This is a genomic window from Corynebacterium sp. LK33 (assembly GCF_014334955.1).
Taxonomy (GTDB): domain Bacteria; phylum Actinomycetota; class Actinomycetes; order Mycobacteriales; family Mycobacteriaceae; genus Corynebacterium; species Corynebacterium jeikeium_D.
Genome location: NZ_PDGU01000002.1, coordinates 88,650 through 105,872, shown reverse-complemented (window position 1 = coordinate 105,872; position 17,223 = coordinate 88,650). Strand labels below are relative to the sequence as shown.

Sequence of the window (17,223 nt, the reverse complement as noted above, 5' to 3'; positions counted from 1 at the left end):
GGTAGTTTAGCGTTTTAGTAATCCGGTAGTCGGAGCGCTAGCTTTGGGTAGCTTGATAGATATATTTATTTATGAAGGTGCCAAGGAGCGCGAGCAGAATTCTCGGATTAGTTTTTCCTTGTTTTGGAGCGTCTTGAACTCATTTGGGTTTTCCTCGGGCATAATGTTTTCATGTCCAAGTTTTCAGAGGTCCTTGAGCAGCTCCGCGAGAATCAGCCGAAGGCGAAGTATGGCATCGCTTTCGAGAAACTCATGGTCAACTATTTCCGCACTGACCCAACTCTGAAAGCGCAGTTTGACGAGGTTTACCGTTGGTCGGACTGGAAGTACAACGGGGGAGCGCCAGATACGGGCATCGACCTGGTCGCACGTCGCATTGACGACAGCACGTGGGTAGCCATCCAGTGCAAGTTCTATATGCCAACGACACGCTTGGCTAAGGCCGACCTCGATTCATTTTTTGAAGCGTCGGGACGCTCCTTTACTACTGAATCTGGCCCGGAACATTTCGGCAGCCGCATTATTATCTCGACGACTGACCACTGGTCCTCGCACGCAGAAGAAGCTCTAGCTAATCAGCTGATTCCAACCAGCCGCATTGGGACGGCAGCAATCGCCGAATCTCCGATTAACTGGGATGTCGCTTTCCCCGGCTCCGAAATCCAAATCAATCTCTCCCAGCGCAAAACCTTCGAGCCCCGCCCGCACCAGCAAGAAGCTATTGATAGTGCCATGGCTGGTTTTGCTACCCACGACCGTGGCAAGCTCATCATGGCCTGCGGTACTGGTAAAACCTTCACCGCCCTTCGTCTCGCTGAACGTGTAGCTGAGGAAAACGGTGGCAAAGCTCGAATCCTCTTTCTTGTGCCATCGATTTCACTCCTTTCGCAAACCCTCAAAGAATGGACAGCACAGGGGCGCCTCGACATGCGTACCTTCGCGGTGTGCTCTGACTCGAAAGTCTCTCGTAAAGCCGAGGATATTGCGACCTACGACCTAGAAGTCCCAGTATCAACAAACGGCGCCGAAATTGCCAAGCGCTTTGAATCCGGCAAGCGGGCCAAGGGGCTCCACATCGTTTTCTCCACTTACCAGTCGTTGCCGGCAGTTCATGATGCCCAGCAGCAAGGACTTGACGACTTCGACCTAGTTATCTGCGATGAGGCACATCGCACCACAGGCATTACCCTCGCCGGTGAGGACGCAAGTAACTTCGTCCGCATCCACGATGCCGACTACATCAAGGCTACGAAGCGCCTCTACATGACGGCCACGCCGCGTCTGTATGACGATTCCGTCAAGGGCAAGGCCCAGGACCACTCAGCTGAACTCGCCTCCATGGATGATGAGGCTATTTACGGCCCAGAGTTCTATCGCCTCGGATTCGGCGAAGCCGTAGAGAAAGGCCTGCTCACGGACTACAAGGTTCTCGTCATGACGGTCGACGAATCCGTAGCTGCCGATGCCATGGCCCGCAGCCAGAATAGTCAGATCAATCTCACTCTGGCTTCAGCAATGATTGGTGCATGGAACGGATTGGCTAAACGCTCCGGCTCTCTGCAAGGCAAAAAGGGTGGCTTCGATGAAAACGTGGCGCCCATGCAACGAGCTGTGGCATTCGCTCGTGACATCAAGACATCGCAGACAATTGCTGATGCCTTCCCACAGCTGATTAACATGCACCGAGAACTGCTGGAAGAAAAAGCAGTTCTCAATGATGTCTCTCTGCACAACGTGGACGTTTCCATCTCTGCGCAGCATGTTGACGGTGGCATGAACGCTCTTGAGCGTGGCACCAAGCTTTCCTGGCTGGAGTCTCCAGCAGCCGAGCAGCACACCCGCGTGCTCACAAACGCGCGTTGTTTGTCCGAAGGTGTCGACGTCCCGGCGTTGGACGCTGTGATTTTCTTCAACCCGCGTAATTCCATGGTGGACGTGGTCCAGTCCGTCGGTCGCGTCATGCGCAAGTCCGAAGGCAAGGACTACGGCTACATCATTCTTCCGGTTGCAGTTGCTCCGGACGTTTCGCCAGCACAGGCACTCAATGACAACGCACGCTTCAAGGTTGTCTGGCAGATTCTGAATGCGTTGCGGGCACATGATGACCGCTTCAACGCCAAGGTCAACTCCATCACGTTGAACGAAACGAACCCTGGTGAAGAGTTGCCAATCGAAGTCGACCACATCGGCAAAAAAGATTCCCAGAAAACTGGTTCAGACACCGATTCCGAGAACGCTTCTCCCGCCGATGCCATTAACGAGGCCGAAGCCGACTCAGTGAAAAACCCGCAACCTCTAGCCGATAACGATGAGCTGACTCAGCAACTCGTATTGTTCTCGTTGGAAGAGTGGCAAGAAGCCATCTACACCAAGCTCGTCGACAAGGTCGGCACCCGCGCATACTGGGAGGATTGGGCGGACGACGTCGCCACTATCGCAGGAAACCAAATCACGCGCATCAAAGCGCTTGTCGACGGCGCCGATGCCAACCTCCGAACAGAATTCGATAGCTTTGTCGAGGGTCTGCGCAACAACCTGAATGATGGCATCAGCGAAGATGATGCTATTTCAATGCTCTCGCAGCACCTCATTACAGCTCCGGTCTTCAACGCTCTTTTCGAGAACCACGACTTCATCACCCATAACCCCGTGGCCCAGGTTATGGAGAAGATGGTCGGGGCCCTCTCCGAAGCCAATCTTGATACCGAAACCGAGTCCCTCGAGAAGTTCTACGAGTCCGTCCGTGTTCGAGCCTCTGAAGTGAACTCCGCCTCGGGAAAACAGCAGGTCATCAAGGAGCTTTACGAGCGCTTCTTCCAAAAAGCCTTCAAGAAGCAGGCGGAGTCTTTGGGCATCGTCTACACCCCAGTTGAAATTGTCGACTTCATTCTGCGTGCTGCGGATGACGTGTCCAAGAAGCACTTCGGCAAAGGGCTTAGCGACGAAGGTGTCTGTATCCTCGATCCCTTCGCCGGCACCTCGACCTTTACGGTTCGCCTCCTGCAGTCCGGCCTCATCAAGCCAGAGGACCTTGCCCGCAAGTACGCCAACGAGCTATTTGCGACCGAGATTATGCTGTTGGCTTACTACGTTTCTGCTGTCAACATTGAGACCACCTATAACGCCCTGCGTGAAGAAGCGGCACTGCGCAATGGTGAACCAGCACCGGAGTATATTCCCTTCGCCAACATTGCGCTGGCTGATACCTTCCAGATTCATGAGGAAGGAGACATCCCGGACCTCAACATCTTCCGCGAGAACAACGCCACTATCGAGCGCCAGAAGAACGCTCCAATCAACGTGGTGATTGGTAACCCGCCTTATTCGGCAGGCCAGAAGTCCGCGAACGATCTCAATGCGAATCTGAAGTATCCGAGCCTGGACGGACGCATTGCGGAGACGTATGCTGCGAAATCTACAGCTACGAACAAAAACTCGCTGTATGATTCCTACCTGCGCGCCTTCCGCTGGGCCACGGACCGCATTGGTGACCAAGGCGTGGTGGCGTTCGTTTCCAATGGCGGCTGGATTGACGGCAACACCGGCGACGGTGTGCGGTTATCCATGGCCGAAGACTTCACTGACCTGTATGTGTTGAACCTTCGAGGTAACGCGCGTACTGCAGGTGAACAACGTCGCATGGAAGGAGGAAACGTTTTTGGCGCTGGATCACGCACTAATGTGACCGTGACAATCGGCATTAAGGATGCTGCAAAATCAGGTTTTACTCTGCACTATCGGGATATTGGAGATTACCTGACAGCGGCAGAGAAACTGCGGATTGTGAATTCAGAGACAGTAGAGTCCATTGAATGGGAAACCGTCGCTCCTAACACGTACGGTGACTGGGTAAATCAACGTTCGGATGCTTTTGGCACCTGGCCGGTTATCGGCGAGAAGAAGGGCAACTCCAAGACTGTTTTCAAGTCTTTGACTCGTGGTTTGGAAACAGGCCGAGATTCCTGGGTCTATTCATTTAACCAGGAGCAGCTTGGGGCACAATTGCTCAAGTTTGGTCTAGCCTACGAGCAAGCGCGCTCTGCATTCCAACGTGAATGGCCGCCTATCAAAGGGAGGGGAGAAGCTCTGGTTGCGGACTTTTTGAAGAAAAGTCCGCATTATTCCGATGCGCACCGTATTAAGTGGAGCCGTTCCCTGAGAAATTCCGTTTACCGAAATCAAGAGTTTGAGCTTGATGCTGCGAAAATTTTAGTAGGACTTTATCGACCGTTCTGCTCAGAGTATGTCTACTACGATGCATTGCTAAACCATGAGCGATCGCAACTCCCGTCGATGTTCCCGACTCCGAAGCATCGGAACATTGGATACCTTCAACCAACGGTTGGCGCTCAGAAGCCGTATACGATGTTCGCAGTCGATAGAATCCCGGATTTGAATTTCTATGGCTCTGAAGGGTCTCAATTCTTCCCCCGCTTCACCTGGGTTACTGTGGAAGCCGATGATGTTGCGCTGTTTGGTGAGAACAGCGTCGTAAAGCAAGGCGAAACCAGTGTTTACGGTGAGATTGGCGAGATTGTAGACGGCTGTATGCGCGTGGATAACATCACCGACGAAATCAAAAAGATTTACCGTGATGCGTTGGGTGCGGACATTACCGGCGATGACATTTTCCACTTTGTGTATGGCAAGTTACATGACCGCGCTTACCGCACGAAGTTTGCGGCTGATTTGAAGAAGATGCTGCCGCATATTGAGACGCCGTCATCGCGTGCGGAGTTCGATAAGTTTGCTGCTGCAGGCCAAAAGCTGATGGACCTGCACGTGGGCTACGAGTCTGTGGAGCCGTGGCCATTGAATATCCAGGTTAAGGGTGATGAGTCTGACCGTGAGACCTGGCGTGTGCTCAAGATGAGGTGGGCTAAGCGCAAGGATCCGGAGACAGGCAAGAACGTTGATGACGTGACGAAGTTGATTTACAACAAACGCGTGACCATTGCTGGTATTCCGGCGGAAGCGGACGAGTACATGTTGGGCTCACGTTCAGCCGTTGCGTGGCTGATTGACCGTTATCAGGTCAAGAAGGATAAGGCATCCGGCATTGTTAATGACCCGAACGACTGGGCTGATGAGGTTGGTAACCCGCGTTACATCGTAGACCTCATTGGACGAGTGGTGCGCGTCGCTATCGAGACAATACTGATTGTTAGGGATCTGTCATCTTGAGCGGTGACTTACTGTTTTTATGAAAAGACATGTCGGAAATAACAGGTCAAACACGGGTAAGCTAAGTAATGGGCGGAGACTAGACCGAACATATCGAACAGTCTCGATTGTCTATGGCTAATCAATCGAGCTATGAACAGGCAAGACGACCATGCGCAACCTGAAGAACACACCCAGCATGACTTTAGCTGAAACTTCTAAGGTCAACCGATAAGTGATTATCAACGTGGTCAAAACATAAGCCAGTCTGCAATGGATGGCAAACAAATAGATATGAAAGCATTTGGAGTTGTAATCAATATGCCTAAGAGATTGACAAAATCCATAACTTCAACATGAAGAAGAAAAATAGACAGCTGATGTTATGGCACCAAGCAATCACAATTACCCTGGATGGCCTAAACGCTAAGAATACAAAACAAGAGAAGGGAGGACCATGAGTAATACAGTAGCTGCTTCTAATGCTTTTTCAGCAAAAATCACCCGGAATATCGCTAATAGCATTGACCCCCAAGGGATTATTAGACTAGCGGAATTGGGCGGATTTCCTATCGAAAATACCGAAATTAATACAATCGGAGACTTACTAAACGTATTTTTTAAGGCATTGAGTAAACCTGGATTTAGAGATGACTATATTTTTAGAGCTAATATAGTTCAAAAAATAGTACTTGGGCGACATAGTCTAGCGACCACAGCCGTATTGAATGAGTTTCGAGTAGGAAATTCTAAGGCGGATCTTGGTGTCATTAATGGTACGCTTACCGGTTATGAGATTAAATCAGATCGAGATAATCTAAACAGATTAAACTCCCAAGTCGAAGATTACAAAAAGTTTTTCAGAAGAATGTATGTGGTGGCGTCTAGCAGTCAAATCGAAGGAATTGTAGAAGTGATTCCATCTGAAATTGGCGTTCTAGAATTGACGAGCAGGCAGACCTTAAGAACGATTAAAGAATCAACTGAATTGCTTGAATTCAATAGCCCAACGACTATTGCCAACTCATTAAGGGTCAGTGAGTGTTTTACGGTCTTAGATAAACTAGGTATAAAAGTACCGAGAATGCCGAATAGTGAACATAGAGTATTTATTTCGGAGAAATTTAAGTCTATCGATAGACGCTTACTCAGCGATGTAGTCCGGGTGACTTTGTTGGAAACTAGATCGCAAGCGCATCTAGCAGAAATCGTTGTACAATATCCGAAATTCTTGAGATCACAAGCGCTACTTGTATTAAAAAACGAGTCTGACTGTATAAAATATTTACAAGCTCTATCGAAGGAGATTTAAAGAGTGTACTTCCCTTACTTGCGCGGAAAGCAATATGAACTTATCGCTTTGCGGGATATGACGGAGTCGTTTGGTGATTCGCAACTAGTTAGTCCAATTATAGAACCGGTTAGAAGTGATTATAAGGCGCTGAATTCCGCACTATATCAACTATCGGAAAACGGATTCAAAAGCTACTTGATCCTTAATCCAAAGGTTGGCCAATTGCGTGGCCAAGAAATTAAGATAGATGAAGTAGTTCAATACTCGGAAGCAAAGGATATTAACTCGCGATGGGTGATTCCTGCAGTAATCCTATCCAACGACACTCTCAAGTCTGATTTGGATGTACTGGATAGAGCTGTAAATAGCTCGAATGATTTCGAAGCGATGGTGCTCCACTCCGAGCCGGTTAACGTCGGCGAATTGAATCAGAGGCTGGGTGCGTATTCAAATCTGGTTCACGCTTTTATTGATCCTCCTGCGATTTATTTGTCACATTTTGCGGATAATAAAAAGGTTTACATTAGCGATGGGTTTAGACCGGCTGCCCGGAATCGTGATTATGGAGATTCTGACCCATTCTCTGATCTGTATATGACCTATGACTCAGTACATCGGTGTTATGGGTTCGGCGACTTTCAAACCATTGGAAATAGCTTCTCTGATTCGGGTGGATTGGCTTATGCTATCGCTCTACATGTTACGTACGTCGATGCCAATCGCTGGGGACTAATGTACTGCGCCCACTTTGTGTCAGATTCGAACGATGCGCCGGTGGATCACGCTGGAAAATTTATTGAGGCCACTGGGAAGCTTTCGAATGCAGTATCGACAGGGAGTCTGCCGATACTGGAAACGAGTGCTGTGAAGGAGTTCCTGGAGTTAAACTCAAAACGACATTACCCCGGCCTTGGGTATATTAAAAAGCTTTCTATCTTGCATCATTTGGAGTTGATTACTAAAAGCTTACGGAAGAGTTCGTAATTAACTATGTTTTGCTGCGCGAAATGTGTTAACGATCAGTTTTTGGAAACGATGTTTTTCAATGACGGTCTCATAGCTCGAGTCGGTGATTGTAGTTATTGTGGAAATAGTGACATAAAAGTCATTGAGCCCAATGTTATGCGCGCTGAGTTTAGCGCGCTGGCGGACCTCTACTTCAGTGAGGAGTCTGGCGCTGGTTCAGATTTCGTGGATTTATTAACCAAAGATTGGAATTTGTTTAGCGAATTGGAGCCGCATAAGGCCCGAGCCTTGCTTTCGAATATCCTTGGCAAGGATTACCCTACTAATCCAGTGTTCCGTGAGGATAGTCTGGATTCTCATAATATTAAGGTTTGGAAGAGGTTTAGCGATGAAATTGTTAATGAAAATCGTTGGTTTAACACCTCATTCGATGATTTGAAGCAAGGCCTAATTAAGTTTGCGGATAGGTTTAGTTGTAGCGTTGGCGGGAACAATGGAGGCAAATGGTATCGGGCTCGAATCGGGGAGATTCATAATTTTGAGGGCTTGGGTGCGCCGCCACCGGAAATGGCTAGTAGCGGTAGGATTAACCCAGTTGGAATCCCATATCTTTATCTGTCTAACACAATTGAAGCTTGCATGGCTGAAGTAAGGGCCGTTCCTGGTAATATCGTTTCTATTGGCTCATTTAATTTAAATCGAAAACGTGTGGTTAACTTAGTCGATCCGCGGGATTATGTTTCCCCTTTCGGTATCGGTGAAGCTGAAGAAATTAGTGAGCTAGTTCCCGTAGTTTGTTTTCTGGAACATTTAGCAAAAGCATTCTCTCAGCCGATTAATCCAGATATAACTGGGAGAAGTTATATTCAGTTTCAATATATTTGCGAGTTTTTTAAGTCGTTAAAGCTGGATGGCGTATGGTTTTCCAGTTCGTTGGCCGATGGGGTGAACTTAACCTTATTTAATCCAGCGAACATCTATCCTTATTCCCTCCATCATTATCGAATTACGTCTGTTTTTCTTGGACATGATAAACATTACCCTCAACCATTTTAGGTTGGAGGCTACCGCGCTGTTTGGTATTCGTCTTAGTTTGCGGACTCTTCAATGTTATGGATGTTTTTCGGCTTCTAAGTTACGGATGTTTCCTTTGCTGGGGTTAGTATGTTTGTGATTATTCCGTGCATCTAGTTTTCTGGTGTTTTTCTTTTCGGGATTTGCTTTATTGAGTTCATAATGTTGAGGGCTGCTTCCCGGTGTGTTGGTGGCGTTGGCTTTGAGGAATTCCCGAGGCAAAATGCCGGATTGGACTCGGAGACGAATCGTTTGCGGTTGAGAACAACTCAATAGAGATTGTCGGTTTGATAGAGGGGACTAGTCCTAATGCTCAACTTTTTTGGCGCAAAGTAGCCCTCAAGATTGTTCCCGGCGCCCCTTCCACCTCCGCAGGCACTTCCTCCAGTGCAATCGGCGCCGACACAACGGTGTCCCAATCAATCCGGGAATCTGCCAGGAACTCCACTGCCTGCTCTAGGTGCCGGGGCTCGTAGTTATGGACACAGGTGATGGTGCGCCAGCCACGGACGAGCCACTCCGGATTGAGGGCATAACTCGGGGAAATTGCCACACTGCCTGCGAGGACGGCGCGGCCGCCAATGTCGAGGTTTTCAATGCAGGTGGTGACTCCGAAATCGCTGCCGGAGAATTCGAGGGCGATATTGAAAGGCTCTAGTTCGGCATCGTCACCAGCAGCTGACGGGTTTGGAACAACCGCACCCAACTCTCGTGCCCATTCAAGGCGTGTCTGATTGCGGTCAATGGCCACAACCTCAGCGGCACCACCACGAACAGCTGCCTCAACAGCGATGAGGCCGAGCATGCCGATGCCCATAACCAGGACTCGTTTACCTGCAAGGGGCCCAGCCTGTTCCATACAAGCCATCACAGTGGCGCTGGCGCAAGTGGCGATGGAGGCAGCGACATCGGGAAGCGAGTCGGGGACTACTACCACTGGTTGGTGGTTGCGCAGCACGATGTGGGAAGCATAGGTTCCCGAAAGAGGCCATTCGCTATCGAAGGCCTCGTGACCAGTCTTTTTCAGATTCCGACATTTAGCAGTCATGCCGCGTTCACAACGGTCGCATTCGATACACGGTGAGGTGACAGAGAACACCACACGCTGGCCTACCCGCAAATCTGGGTTGTGGGTGGCGCGGACGATTCCGATTCCTTCATGGCCCAAGATGCTGGGGCATGGCGCACTGCGGCGACCAAGCACGGTGTGACGGTCAGAGCCACAGATGGTGGCAGTGGTGATTTCCACCAAGGTTTCACCTTCCTGCAAAGCAGGAATAGGAACCTCCTGCATGCGAAAGTCGCCACCGCCGTGCCGGACAAGTGCCCGGGCCATTTCCATCGGTGCAGTAGGAGCGGAAGATGTTGGGGGAGTCGGAGTCGTCATCAGTGTTGTGTACCTATTTGTTCGGATTGACAGTCCGGAGCCTACTTTCCAACAATATCCAGCAGGTTCGCGGAAGAATCCAGAACATGATCAGCACCGAGGGACTCGAACTGTTCGCGAGTCAGATGGCCGGTGAGCACGCCGACGCTGGTGACGCCAGCGGCCTGGGCGGAACGGACATCGGCCTCGGTGTCACCGGAGCTGATGACAGTCGACTTGTCGGTCGCACCGAGCTTCTCCATAACAGCCAGGATCTGGTCGGGCTCTGGGCGACCGTGCTCGACTTCGTCGCCGGCGACAACGGTGTCGATGATTCCGTTGTCCCACCCCATAGAGGAAACGATGATGTCGACGATTTCGCGCGCAAAGCCCGTTGTCAAGCCGACTTTGATGCCCTTATCGTGGAGCGCCTTCAGCATGTCTTCGACGCTTGGCAGCGGGGTCGGCGGGTTGTCCTTGTACGTGCGAGCAAGCTCGGCACTGAAGAACTCCCAGGCGTGATTGTGGACCTCTGGGGTCGGCTCGATGCCGCCCTCACGGAGCAGATTGCCGATCGCCCAGAACTTCTCGGTGCCCATGTAGCGCTGGAAAGTCTCGTCGGAGTAGCGGGCACCTTCGCGTTCGGTGGCTTCGCGGAGGACGCGGTAGACCTCGTCACGGTCGTCGATGGTGGTGCCAGCCATGTCGAAGATAGCGAGCTGGTAAGTCATGGAGTTTTCCTTTTCGGTAGAAGGGGATGGGGACAGGAGTGGGGCGGATTAGCGGACAGCGGCGCGCAGCCACATGGACAGCGCCTCGACGACGAGGACGACAGCGACCATGAGGATGAGGATGTAGGTGACGACGTCGAACTGGTTGACTCGAGAAGCATTGAGCAGCTGGAAGCCGATGCCGCCTGCGCCGACGACACCCAGCAACGTGGCCGAGCGGATGTTGGTGTCCAGCAGGTAGAGGCAGTGGGCAATGAAAGACGGGATTGCCTGACGAACGGTGGCGGCGAAGAAAATCTGCGACTCGGTTGCGCCAGTGGTGCGCAGGGCTTCCGGCACGTCAGTGTCGGTTTCTTCCAGCGAGTCGGCGACGAGCTAGGACAGCAGACCAACAGCGCCGAGAGCGAGCGCGAGCGTACCAGCGACCGGGCTCAGACCCGAGATGACCACAAAGATGATGGCCAGAATCAGCTCCGGGATACCGCGGATGACCACGATGAGAACGCGGAAGAAGCCGTGTACCCACTTGTTGGCGACCACGTTGGAGGCAGCCATGATGCCAATCGGGATGGCGAGGATAGCTCCGAGGAAGGTGGCGGCGAAAGCGATCTGCAGGGTATCGAGAAGCAGCTGGAAGATCTCGCCGGCAATACCACCGGAGGACGGCGGCAGGAACAGAGCCATGGTCTCTGGCAGATTGGCCAGGCCGGTGAAGAAATTAGAGGCAAAGATTTCTGTCTCGGCAAATGCAGCAATGGTGATGACTACAAGTGTGATGGTGGTCAGCACGCAAGAAACGCGGGCTGCAGTCCACGGAGGGGTAATCGACGGCTTACCGTCGGTGGCATTCAGCTTGGCAGCCTTGCGCTTGTCCTTGACCTTCGTGCCCCACATGCGGTCGACCCAGGTGCCGGACAACAGGGAAGAATCGGAATTGCGCATAAGATCTCGTGGAAGGCGGCGGGGTTGCCTAATTCAACATCGCGCGGCACTCTTCCTCGGAATGGCCAGAGTTCAGGCAATCAGCCCAGTCGATTTGGCCTTGAACCTACGAGGATGGCTCGTTGTTCTGAGGCTCTGGGGCAGTGTTCGTGGAAGGACCGTCATAGAAATTGTTGGCGCAATACTGTGTCCAACCGGAGGTGCCGTCGGTAAACCAGGTGGTGCCCTGCTCGTAAAGACCCTGCGAGGATTTCGCGCAATGCGAAATTGTTTTGTTTATAGCTGTCGGCTCACCAGTAGGAGCGCCGGTGTAACCAGTGGCCCCGGGGCTTTCCGTTGTCCGGGTCGGGGGTGTCGACGGGTTAGAGGTCTTGGTGGTGGATTGTGCAGTCGATTCTGTGCTGCTTTCTGGGCCGGTGACAGTTTTTGTGACCGTAGTCGGTTCCAGTGCTTTTTCCGGTTCTCCGTTGGAGCAAGCCGAAAGGCACAGTGCTGGAATAGTCAGTGCGAGGGCGAAAACGTGTCGTTTGTGCATGTGAAGTGCCTCTAGGTCGGTGAGATTCCGATGTCGCTGCCTTTACGCCAGCACGCAGTTACCGATTAGCCGGTCAATTGCACGGACATCGAGGCCGCGGCCAATTTTAATTTTGATTTTGCCCGCACGAGTCCACAGCTCGATTTCAGCGTTGAAATCCAAAGTGCCTGCGTTTTCTGTGGACCACATGTTGATGGAGCTGTACGGGAGTGAGTACATCTCCACCTTTTTTCCGGTCAACCCCTGCGCGTCTCGGACGATCAAACGCTTATTGGTGAAGATTGCAGAGTCTCGGAATGTCTTGAACGCCACGTAGGGCTGTTCGCCTTGAACCATCAGCTCCTGTGCGTCCTTAGGAATTGAGGTCTCTTCGACAAAAGTCCAACTAGTGATTTCTGCAGCTTCCACGGGATCCTCCAAGGGAAGTAAAGGTAATTTTCGGCTGCATAATTTTACGATTAATTCGTTAGTTAATGAAAAATATTTCTATCGGGTGTACCTGAGCTAACTCCTGAATTGGTGCTTGAGCAGGTCCTTGCACCTGCAAGTATCGAGATATTTGCAGGTGCTGTCAGCGCAGCGTGCACAGGAATGGGGTGGGTGCGCGCTTCTGTTTCACCCTATGGTCGGCATCACCTTAAAAGCCTGCGGAGCTGGAGGTGGATAGTATTATAGTTATATTTAGTTTACATTTTATTAACCCTATTTAGGGGCTTTGATTGCTCGCCTTTCAGAGTACGATAGCGATTCATAGCCTGTTTCTTGCTCTTGCCCATGCCGTAGTTCTTATTGGAAGCGTTTTACTATTCACTGTTCTACGCAAGGAGTAATCATGGGCACTCATCGAGCATTTTCGAAGCTGGCACGGTCAGCTACGGCACTGGTAGCTGTAGCTGGTGTCGCTATGGCAGGGGCTCCCATTGCGGCTGCCGCACCGGCTTCGGCAACTGGTAATGATCAGGTCCTGTCTTGGACCGGAATGGGTGAGTGGGGCCCAAAGGCAAATGATTTCCCCACCGTCATGGTCAACCAGGGGATGACGGAAAACATCAGTCCAGAGGGTACAAATGTGCAGTGTGTTCCTGCTCCTGGAGAGAATCCGGTGGTCATGATCCACGGGATGAACTCGAACTCGTACCAGACCTATGCGCGCATGGCACCGGAGCTAAAGGCAATGGGGAAGTGCCTGTACGCATTTAACGTCGGCAAGCTGGGCCCTGACGAGTTTTCGGTGCTTGGCTCTATTCCAACCATGCGCAACATGACCCCGCTGGACACCGCTTTGGCTGAGCTGACTGCAAAGATTGACACTCTCAAGGCTGAAACTGGTGCTACCGCCGTCGATATTGTTGGTCACTCTGCTGGTGGCACCTTGGCTGCCGCTTACGCCAAGCAGGAGCAGGGCCGGGGTATAGGCACGGTAGTGTCCCTGGCGGGCGTCCTGCACGGCACATCGCTGCTCGGTATCTCCTATGGTTTGGAGCAGCTCGACCAGTTCGACAATGCTGGCAACAAGGCTGCGGGGTACATTGTCAGCCCGAGCCTGGTAGATTTGCTGCAGCATAGCGAGTTCATGGCCAAGATGAATGAGGGCGGCTTGGAGCAGCCGGGTGTCAACTATGTTGCAATCTCTACCCAGGTTGATGAAGCCGTCACTCCAATGGCTGCAAGCCAGTGGCAGGCACCAACGTCCAACAACATTCTGCTGCAGGATGGATGCTCTGCGGACCTGTCGGGCCACATCGGACTAACTTTCTCGCCACGGGCAATTGCGCTGGTAGCTAATGCGCTGGGGCGCAACGTTGAGGTTCCATGTGTACCGGTAACCGCCGTTGTTGAAGGCGGCATCAATGACAATGCCGGTGTTCGCCCTGAACATGTCAATGCCGTTTCTGATGGCATCACGGAAATCGACGGACGCATCGCTCAGGCTGCGGGATCGCGGTAGCGATAGTCGCGACCGCGACAGTAACTGGCAATAGAATCGGACAAGGGTTAGGGCGCGTTGTCGGCAGCAGTTACTAGCTGTCGGATCGCGCCTTTTTCGCCATCAAATCCAGTGCAATGGCGGCGCCAATAATGGCTGCGCGTAGCTGTGGCGGCAAATCATCCTTGAGCTGCAGTACATAGCGCTCATTGCCGGTTAGCATATTTGTAAAACCCGACCACTTGCGTGACATCTGCGCAACTTCGATGTCATTAATCTTGAAGGTTGCGTCGTAATGCCAAACGTCGCCGTCGACCTCGCAATGAGCAAAACCGGGGATAGAAATCTCCAGTCGCCGCTTAAAGAACGCAAACTTCTGCTGAATAGTTGCCAATAGGCGCGATGAGTCTGCTCCGACCTGCTGCTTGCCCTCAGGGCTTGTTGCCTGCGGGTCGGGGTAGTAGACCTCGTAGCTGTCAAGGGCGAAATCGGTTGGATCGGTAATAACGAACACAGGAGTGCCGTCTGGTTCGGACACTGTCAGACGACGAGAGCCCATAAAAATGCGGCTCAGCGTGCCGCCAGTAGTTTCAATCTTGCCGATGCAATTGCCCTCGGTATCCAGGATGTCGAAATCATCCGCCATGAAGTTTCGAATCTGCTGGATAACGATAGTGTTGTGCGAGAGCAATCCCTGGTAGTGCCCTTGCTGTGGCGGAAGCTGTTCAGGTGCGGGAGGTTGCTCAGGAGTGGAGGGCTGCTCAGCCGCGGAGGGCTGCTGAGCGGAAGTATCTTCCGCATCATTTTGTGGGATCTGATTCCACAGTGACTTTGGATTATCCCAATACGAAGTCATGGCAACAGCCTTCCTTTGATGAGTCTTGGGGCAGGCGAGTGGGTTAGAAGTTCTCTACGAGCGCCTTGTTGAAAGCCTCAAGGTCAGCCGGGGTACGAGAGGAAATCAGGTTGCCGTCAACGACAACTTCCTCATCGACCCAGTTGGCGCCAGCGTTCACCAGGTCGGTCTTGACGCTGATGTAGGAGGTAATTGTGCGGCCCTTCAAGGCTTCCGCGTCGGTGAGAATCCAACCGCCGTGGCAAATCACGCCGATTGGCTTGTTAGCTGCGGCGAATCCCTTCACCAGGGCCACGGCATCCTTATCGATGCGAATCTGGTCAGCATTCACGGTGCCGCCCGGCAGAATCAGAGCATCGTAATCATCAGCAGAAACGCTGCTGGTGAGCTTATCGACGTCCACCTTCGTACCATTCTTGCCCTCAATGGAGCCGTCTTCGGTAGAGATAACGTGCACGGTCGCACCGGCATCCTTCACGGCCTCAGCCGGGCTAGTCAGCTCGGAGTCCTCGAATCCGTCAGTGGCCAATACTGCAATGGTCTTATTCGCTAAATCAGTCATGGCCCCGAGGGTAACGGCATCGTCGCGTTTATGCATCCAGGCGACCATGATTTTTGAAAGCCTTACCTAGTTGTGTAATTAATCTCCGCCATTGTGAAAAGTCGCTTGCGCTTACACCCGCGCAGGCGATATTCTGAAGTCCCGTGGTTACGAAATACATCATCGTTACAGGAGGCGTAGCCTCCTCCCTCGGAAAAGGCTTAACCGCGGCGTCGCTCGGCCGCCTGCTTACCTCGCGTGGTCTCAAAGTGACTATGCAAAAGCTCGATCCCTACCTCAACGTGGATCCGGGCACCATGAACCCCTTCCAGCACGGCGAGGTCTTCGTCACCGAAGACGGCGCCGAAACCGACCTGGACCTCGGTCACTACGAGCGCTTCCTCGACCGCAATCTCTCCGCCGGCGGCAACGTCACCACCGGCAAGGTCTATTCCTCGGTCATCGCTAAGGAGCGCCGCGGCGAATTCCTCGGCCAGACCGTCCAGGTCATCCCGCACATCACCGACGAGATTAAATCCCGCATCGTCGCCATGGGGAACGCGGACGCGAACGGCGAAAAGCCCGACGTGGTCATCACCGAAATCGGCGGCACCGTCGGCGATATCGAATCGCAGCCCTTCCTGGAAGCCGCGCGTCAAGTGCGTCACGACGTCGGCCGCGAAAACGTCTTCTACCTGCACGTGTCGCTGGTTCCGTACCTCGGCCCTTCCAAGGAACTGAAGACCAAGCCCACCCAGCACTCGGTGGCTGAGCTTCGCTCGATTGGTCTGGTTCCCGATGCCGTCGTTTTGCGATGCGACCGCGACGTCCCGGACTCCCTCAAGAACAAGATTGCGCTGATGTGCGACATCGACCGCGAGGGAGTGGTGTCCTGCCCAGATGCGCCGAGCATCTACGACATCCCGAAGGTCCTCTATGAAGAGCACCTGGACACCTTCATCATCCGCCGCCTCAACCTGCCGTTCCGCGACATGGATTGGGCCGTGTGGGGAGACCTGCTCGAGCGCGTCCACAACCCGAAGGGCGAGGTCACGGTGGCGCTCGTCGGCAAGTACATTGACCTGCCGGACGCCTACCTGTCCGTCGCGGAAGCCGTGCGTGCCGCCGGTTTCGCCCACCGCGTGAAGGCGAACATCCGCTGGGTTGCCTCGGACGACTGCGAAACCCCGGAGGGGCTGAAGAAGAACATGGCCGGCGTTGACGCGATCGTCATCCCCGGCGGCTTCGGCGGGCGCGGCATCGAAGGCAAGATCGCGACCATCCGATACGCCAAGGAAACCGGCACGCCGCTGCTGGGAATCTGCCTGGGCATGCAGTGTGTCGTCATCGAGGCGGCGCGCACCGCAGGCGTTGAAGGCGCTTCTTCCACCGAGTTCGACGAGAACGCGGCCGAGCCTGTCATCGCCACGATGGAGGAACAGCTGCAGGCCGTCTCCGGTGAGGCTGACCTGGGCGGATCCATGCGCCTGGGCTCCTACCCGGCGAAGCTCGCCGAAGGCTCCGTCGTCGCCGGCCTCTACGGCACCACCGATGTCACCGAGCGCCACCGCCACCGCTACGAGGTCAACAACGCCTACCGCGCCCAGCTCGAAGAGGCAGGCCTGGTCATCTCGGGCACCTCGCCGGACGGCAAACTCGTTGAATTTGTCGAGTACCCCACGGACGTGCACCCGTACCTCGTGGCTACCCAGGCGCACCCGGAACTGAAGTCACGCCCCACCAACGCCCATCCGCTTTTCGACGGCCTCATCGCCGCAGCCCTCAAGCGCAACTAGCTTCGGCTCCGCCAGGGCGAATCCGGCCTACC

General features: G+C 53.1%; 14 protein-coding genes. 6 read left to right on the top strand and 8 right to left on the bottom strand.

What is annotated here, in order from left to right; translation table 11 throughout:
- Positions 1-171 precede the first annotated feature (171 nt).
- The 4 genes from CRD20_RS00630 (at position 172) to CRD20_RS00615 (ending at position 8,479) form a co-directional block, all read left to right on the top strand.
- On the top strand, positions 172-5,184 hold the full coding sequence (locus tag CRD20_RS00630) for a DEAD/DEAH box helicase (protein WP_187404661.1): 5,013 nt from the start codon (positions 172-174) through the stop codon (positions 5,182-5,184).
- 436 nt (positions 5,185-5,620) lie between these two features.
- Complete coding sequence (locus tag CRD20_RS00625) at positions 5,621-6,475, top strand: sce7726 family protein (protein ID WP_187404660.1); 855 nt, start codon at positions 5,621-5,623, stop codon at positions 6,473-6,475.
- Positions 6,476-6,478: 3 nt separating this feature from the next.
- Complete coding sequence (locus CRD20_RS00620; protein ID WP_187404659.1) at positions 6,479-7,441, top strand: sce7725 family protein; 963 nt, start codon at positions 6,479-6,481, stop codon at positions 7,439-7,441.
- A 51-nt stretch (positions 7,442-7,492) separates the two neighbouring features.
- A complete protein-coding gene (locus CRD20_RS00615) occupies positions 7,493-8,479 on the top strand; it encodes an RES family NAD+ phosphorylase (protein ID WP_187404658.1) in 987 nt (328 codons plus the stop codon).
- 331 nt (positions 8,480-8,810) lie between these two features.
- Here CRD20_RS00615 and CRD20_RS00610 read toward each other — a convergent pair whose 3' ends face one another.
- The 6 genes from CRD20_RS00610 to CRD20_RS00590 form a co-directional block, all read right to left on the bottom strand.
- Positions 8,811-9,884 carry a zinc-binding dehydrogenase gene (locus CRD20_RS00610; protein ID WP_187404657.1) on the bottom strand — a complete coding sequence of 358 codons (1,074 nt, stop codon included), beginning with the start codon at positions 9,882-9,884 and terminating at the stop codon, positions 8,811-8,813.
- A 41-nt stretch (positions 9,885-9,925) separates the two neighbouring features.
- On the bottom strand, positions 9,926-10,594 hold the full coding sequence (locus tag CRD20_RS00605; RefSeq protein WP_187404656.1) for an HAD hydrolase-like protein: 669 nt from the start codon (positions 10,592-10,594) through the stop codon (positions 9,926-9,928).
- Positions 10,595-10,642: 48 nt separating this feature from the next.
- Positions 10,643-10,954 carry an ABC transporter permease gene (locus tag CRD20_RS11070; protein ID WP_255468657.1) on the bottom strand — a complete coding sequence of 104 codons (312 nt, stop codon included), beginning with the start codon at positions 10,952-10,954 and terminating at the stop codon, positions 10,643-10,645.
- Positions 10,955-10,969: 15 nt separating this feature from the next.
- A complete protein-coding gene (locus tag CRD20_RS11065) occupies positions 10,970-11,536 on the bottom strand; it encodes an ABC transporter permease (RefSeq protein WP_255468651.1) in 567 nt (188 codons plus the stop codon).
- A 106-nt stretch (positions 11,537-11,642) separates the two neighbouring features.
- Complete coding sequence (locus tag CRD20_RS00595) at positions 11,643-12,071, bottom strand: hypothetical protein (RefSeq protein ID WP_187404655.1); 429 nt, start codon at positions 12,069-12,071, stop codon at positions 11,643-11,645.
- Positions 12,072-12,113: 42 nt separating this feature from the next.
- Entirely contained in the window at positions 12,114-12,479 is a 366-nt protein-coding gene (locus tag CRD20_RS00590) for a PH domain-containing protein (protein WP_187404654.1), read from the bottom strand.
- A 424-nt stretch (positions 12,480-12,903) separates the two neighbouring features.
- Between CRD20_RS00590 and CRD20_RS00585 the strand changes: the two genes are divergently transcribed.
- On the top strand, positions 12,904-14,019 hold the full coding sequence (locus CRD20_RS00585; RefSeq protein ID WP_187404653.1) for a triacylglycerol lipase: 1,116 nt from the start codon (positions 12,904-12,906) through the stop codon (positions 14,017-14,019).
- Positions 14,020-14,092: 73 nt separating this feature from the next.
- Here CRD20_RS00585 and CRD20_RS00580 read toward each other — a convergent pair whose 3' ends face one another.
- Entirely contained in the window at positions 14,093-14,854 is a 762-nt protein-coding gene (locus CRD20_RS00580; RefSeq protein ID WP_187404652.1) for an LURP-one-related/scramblase family protein, read from the bottom strand.
- Positions 14,855-14,897: 43 nt separating this feature from the next.
- Complete coding sequence (locus tag CRD20_RS00575; RefSeq protein WP_187404651.1) at positions 14,898-15,416, bottom strand: type 1 glutamine amidotransferase domain-containing protein; 519 nt, start codon at positions 15,414-15,416, stop codon at positions 14,898-14,900.
- Positions 15,417-15,559: 143 nt separating this feature from the next.
- Between CRD20_RS00575 and CRD20_RS00570 the strand changes: the two genes are divergently transcribed.
- Entirely contained in the window at positions 15,560-17,191 is a 1,632-nt protein-coding gene (locus tag CRD20_RS00570) for a CTP synthase (RefSeq protein ID WP_187404650.1), read from the top strand.
- Positions 17,192-17,223: the final 32 nt, after the last annotated feature.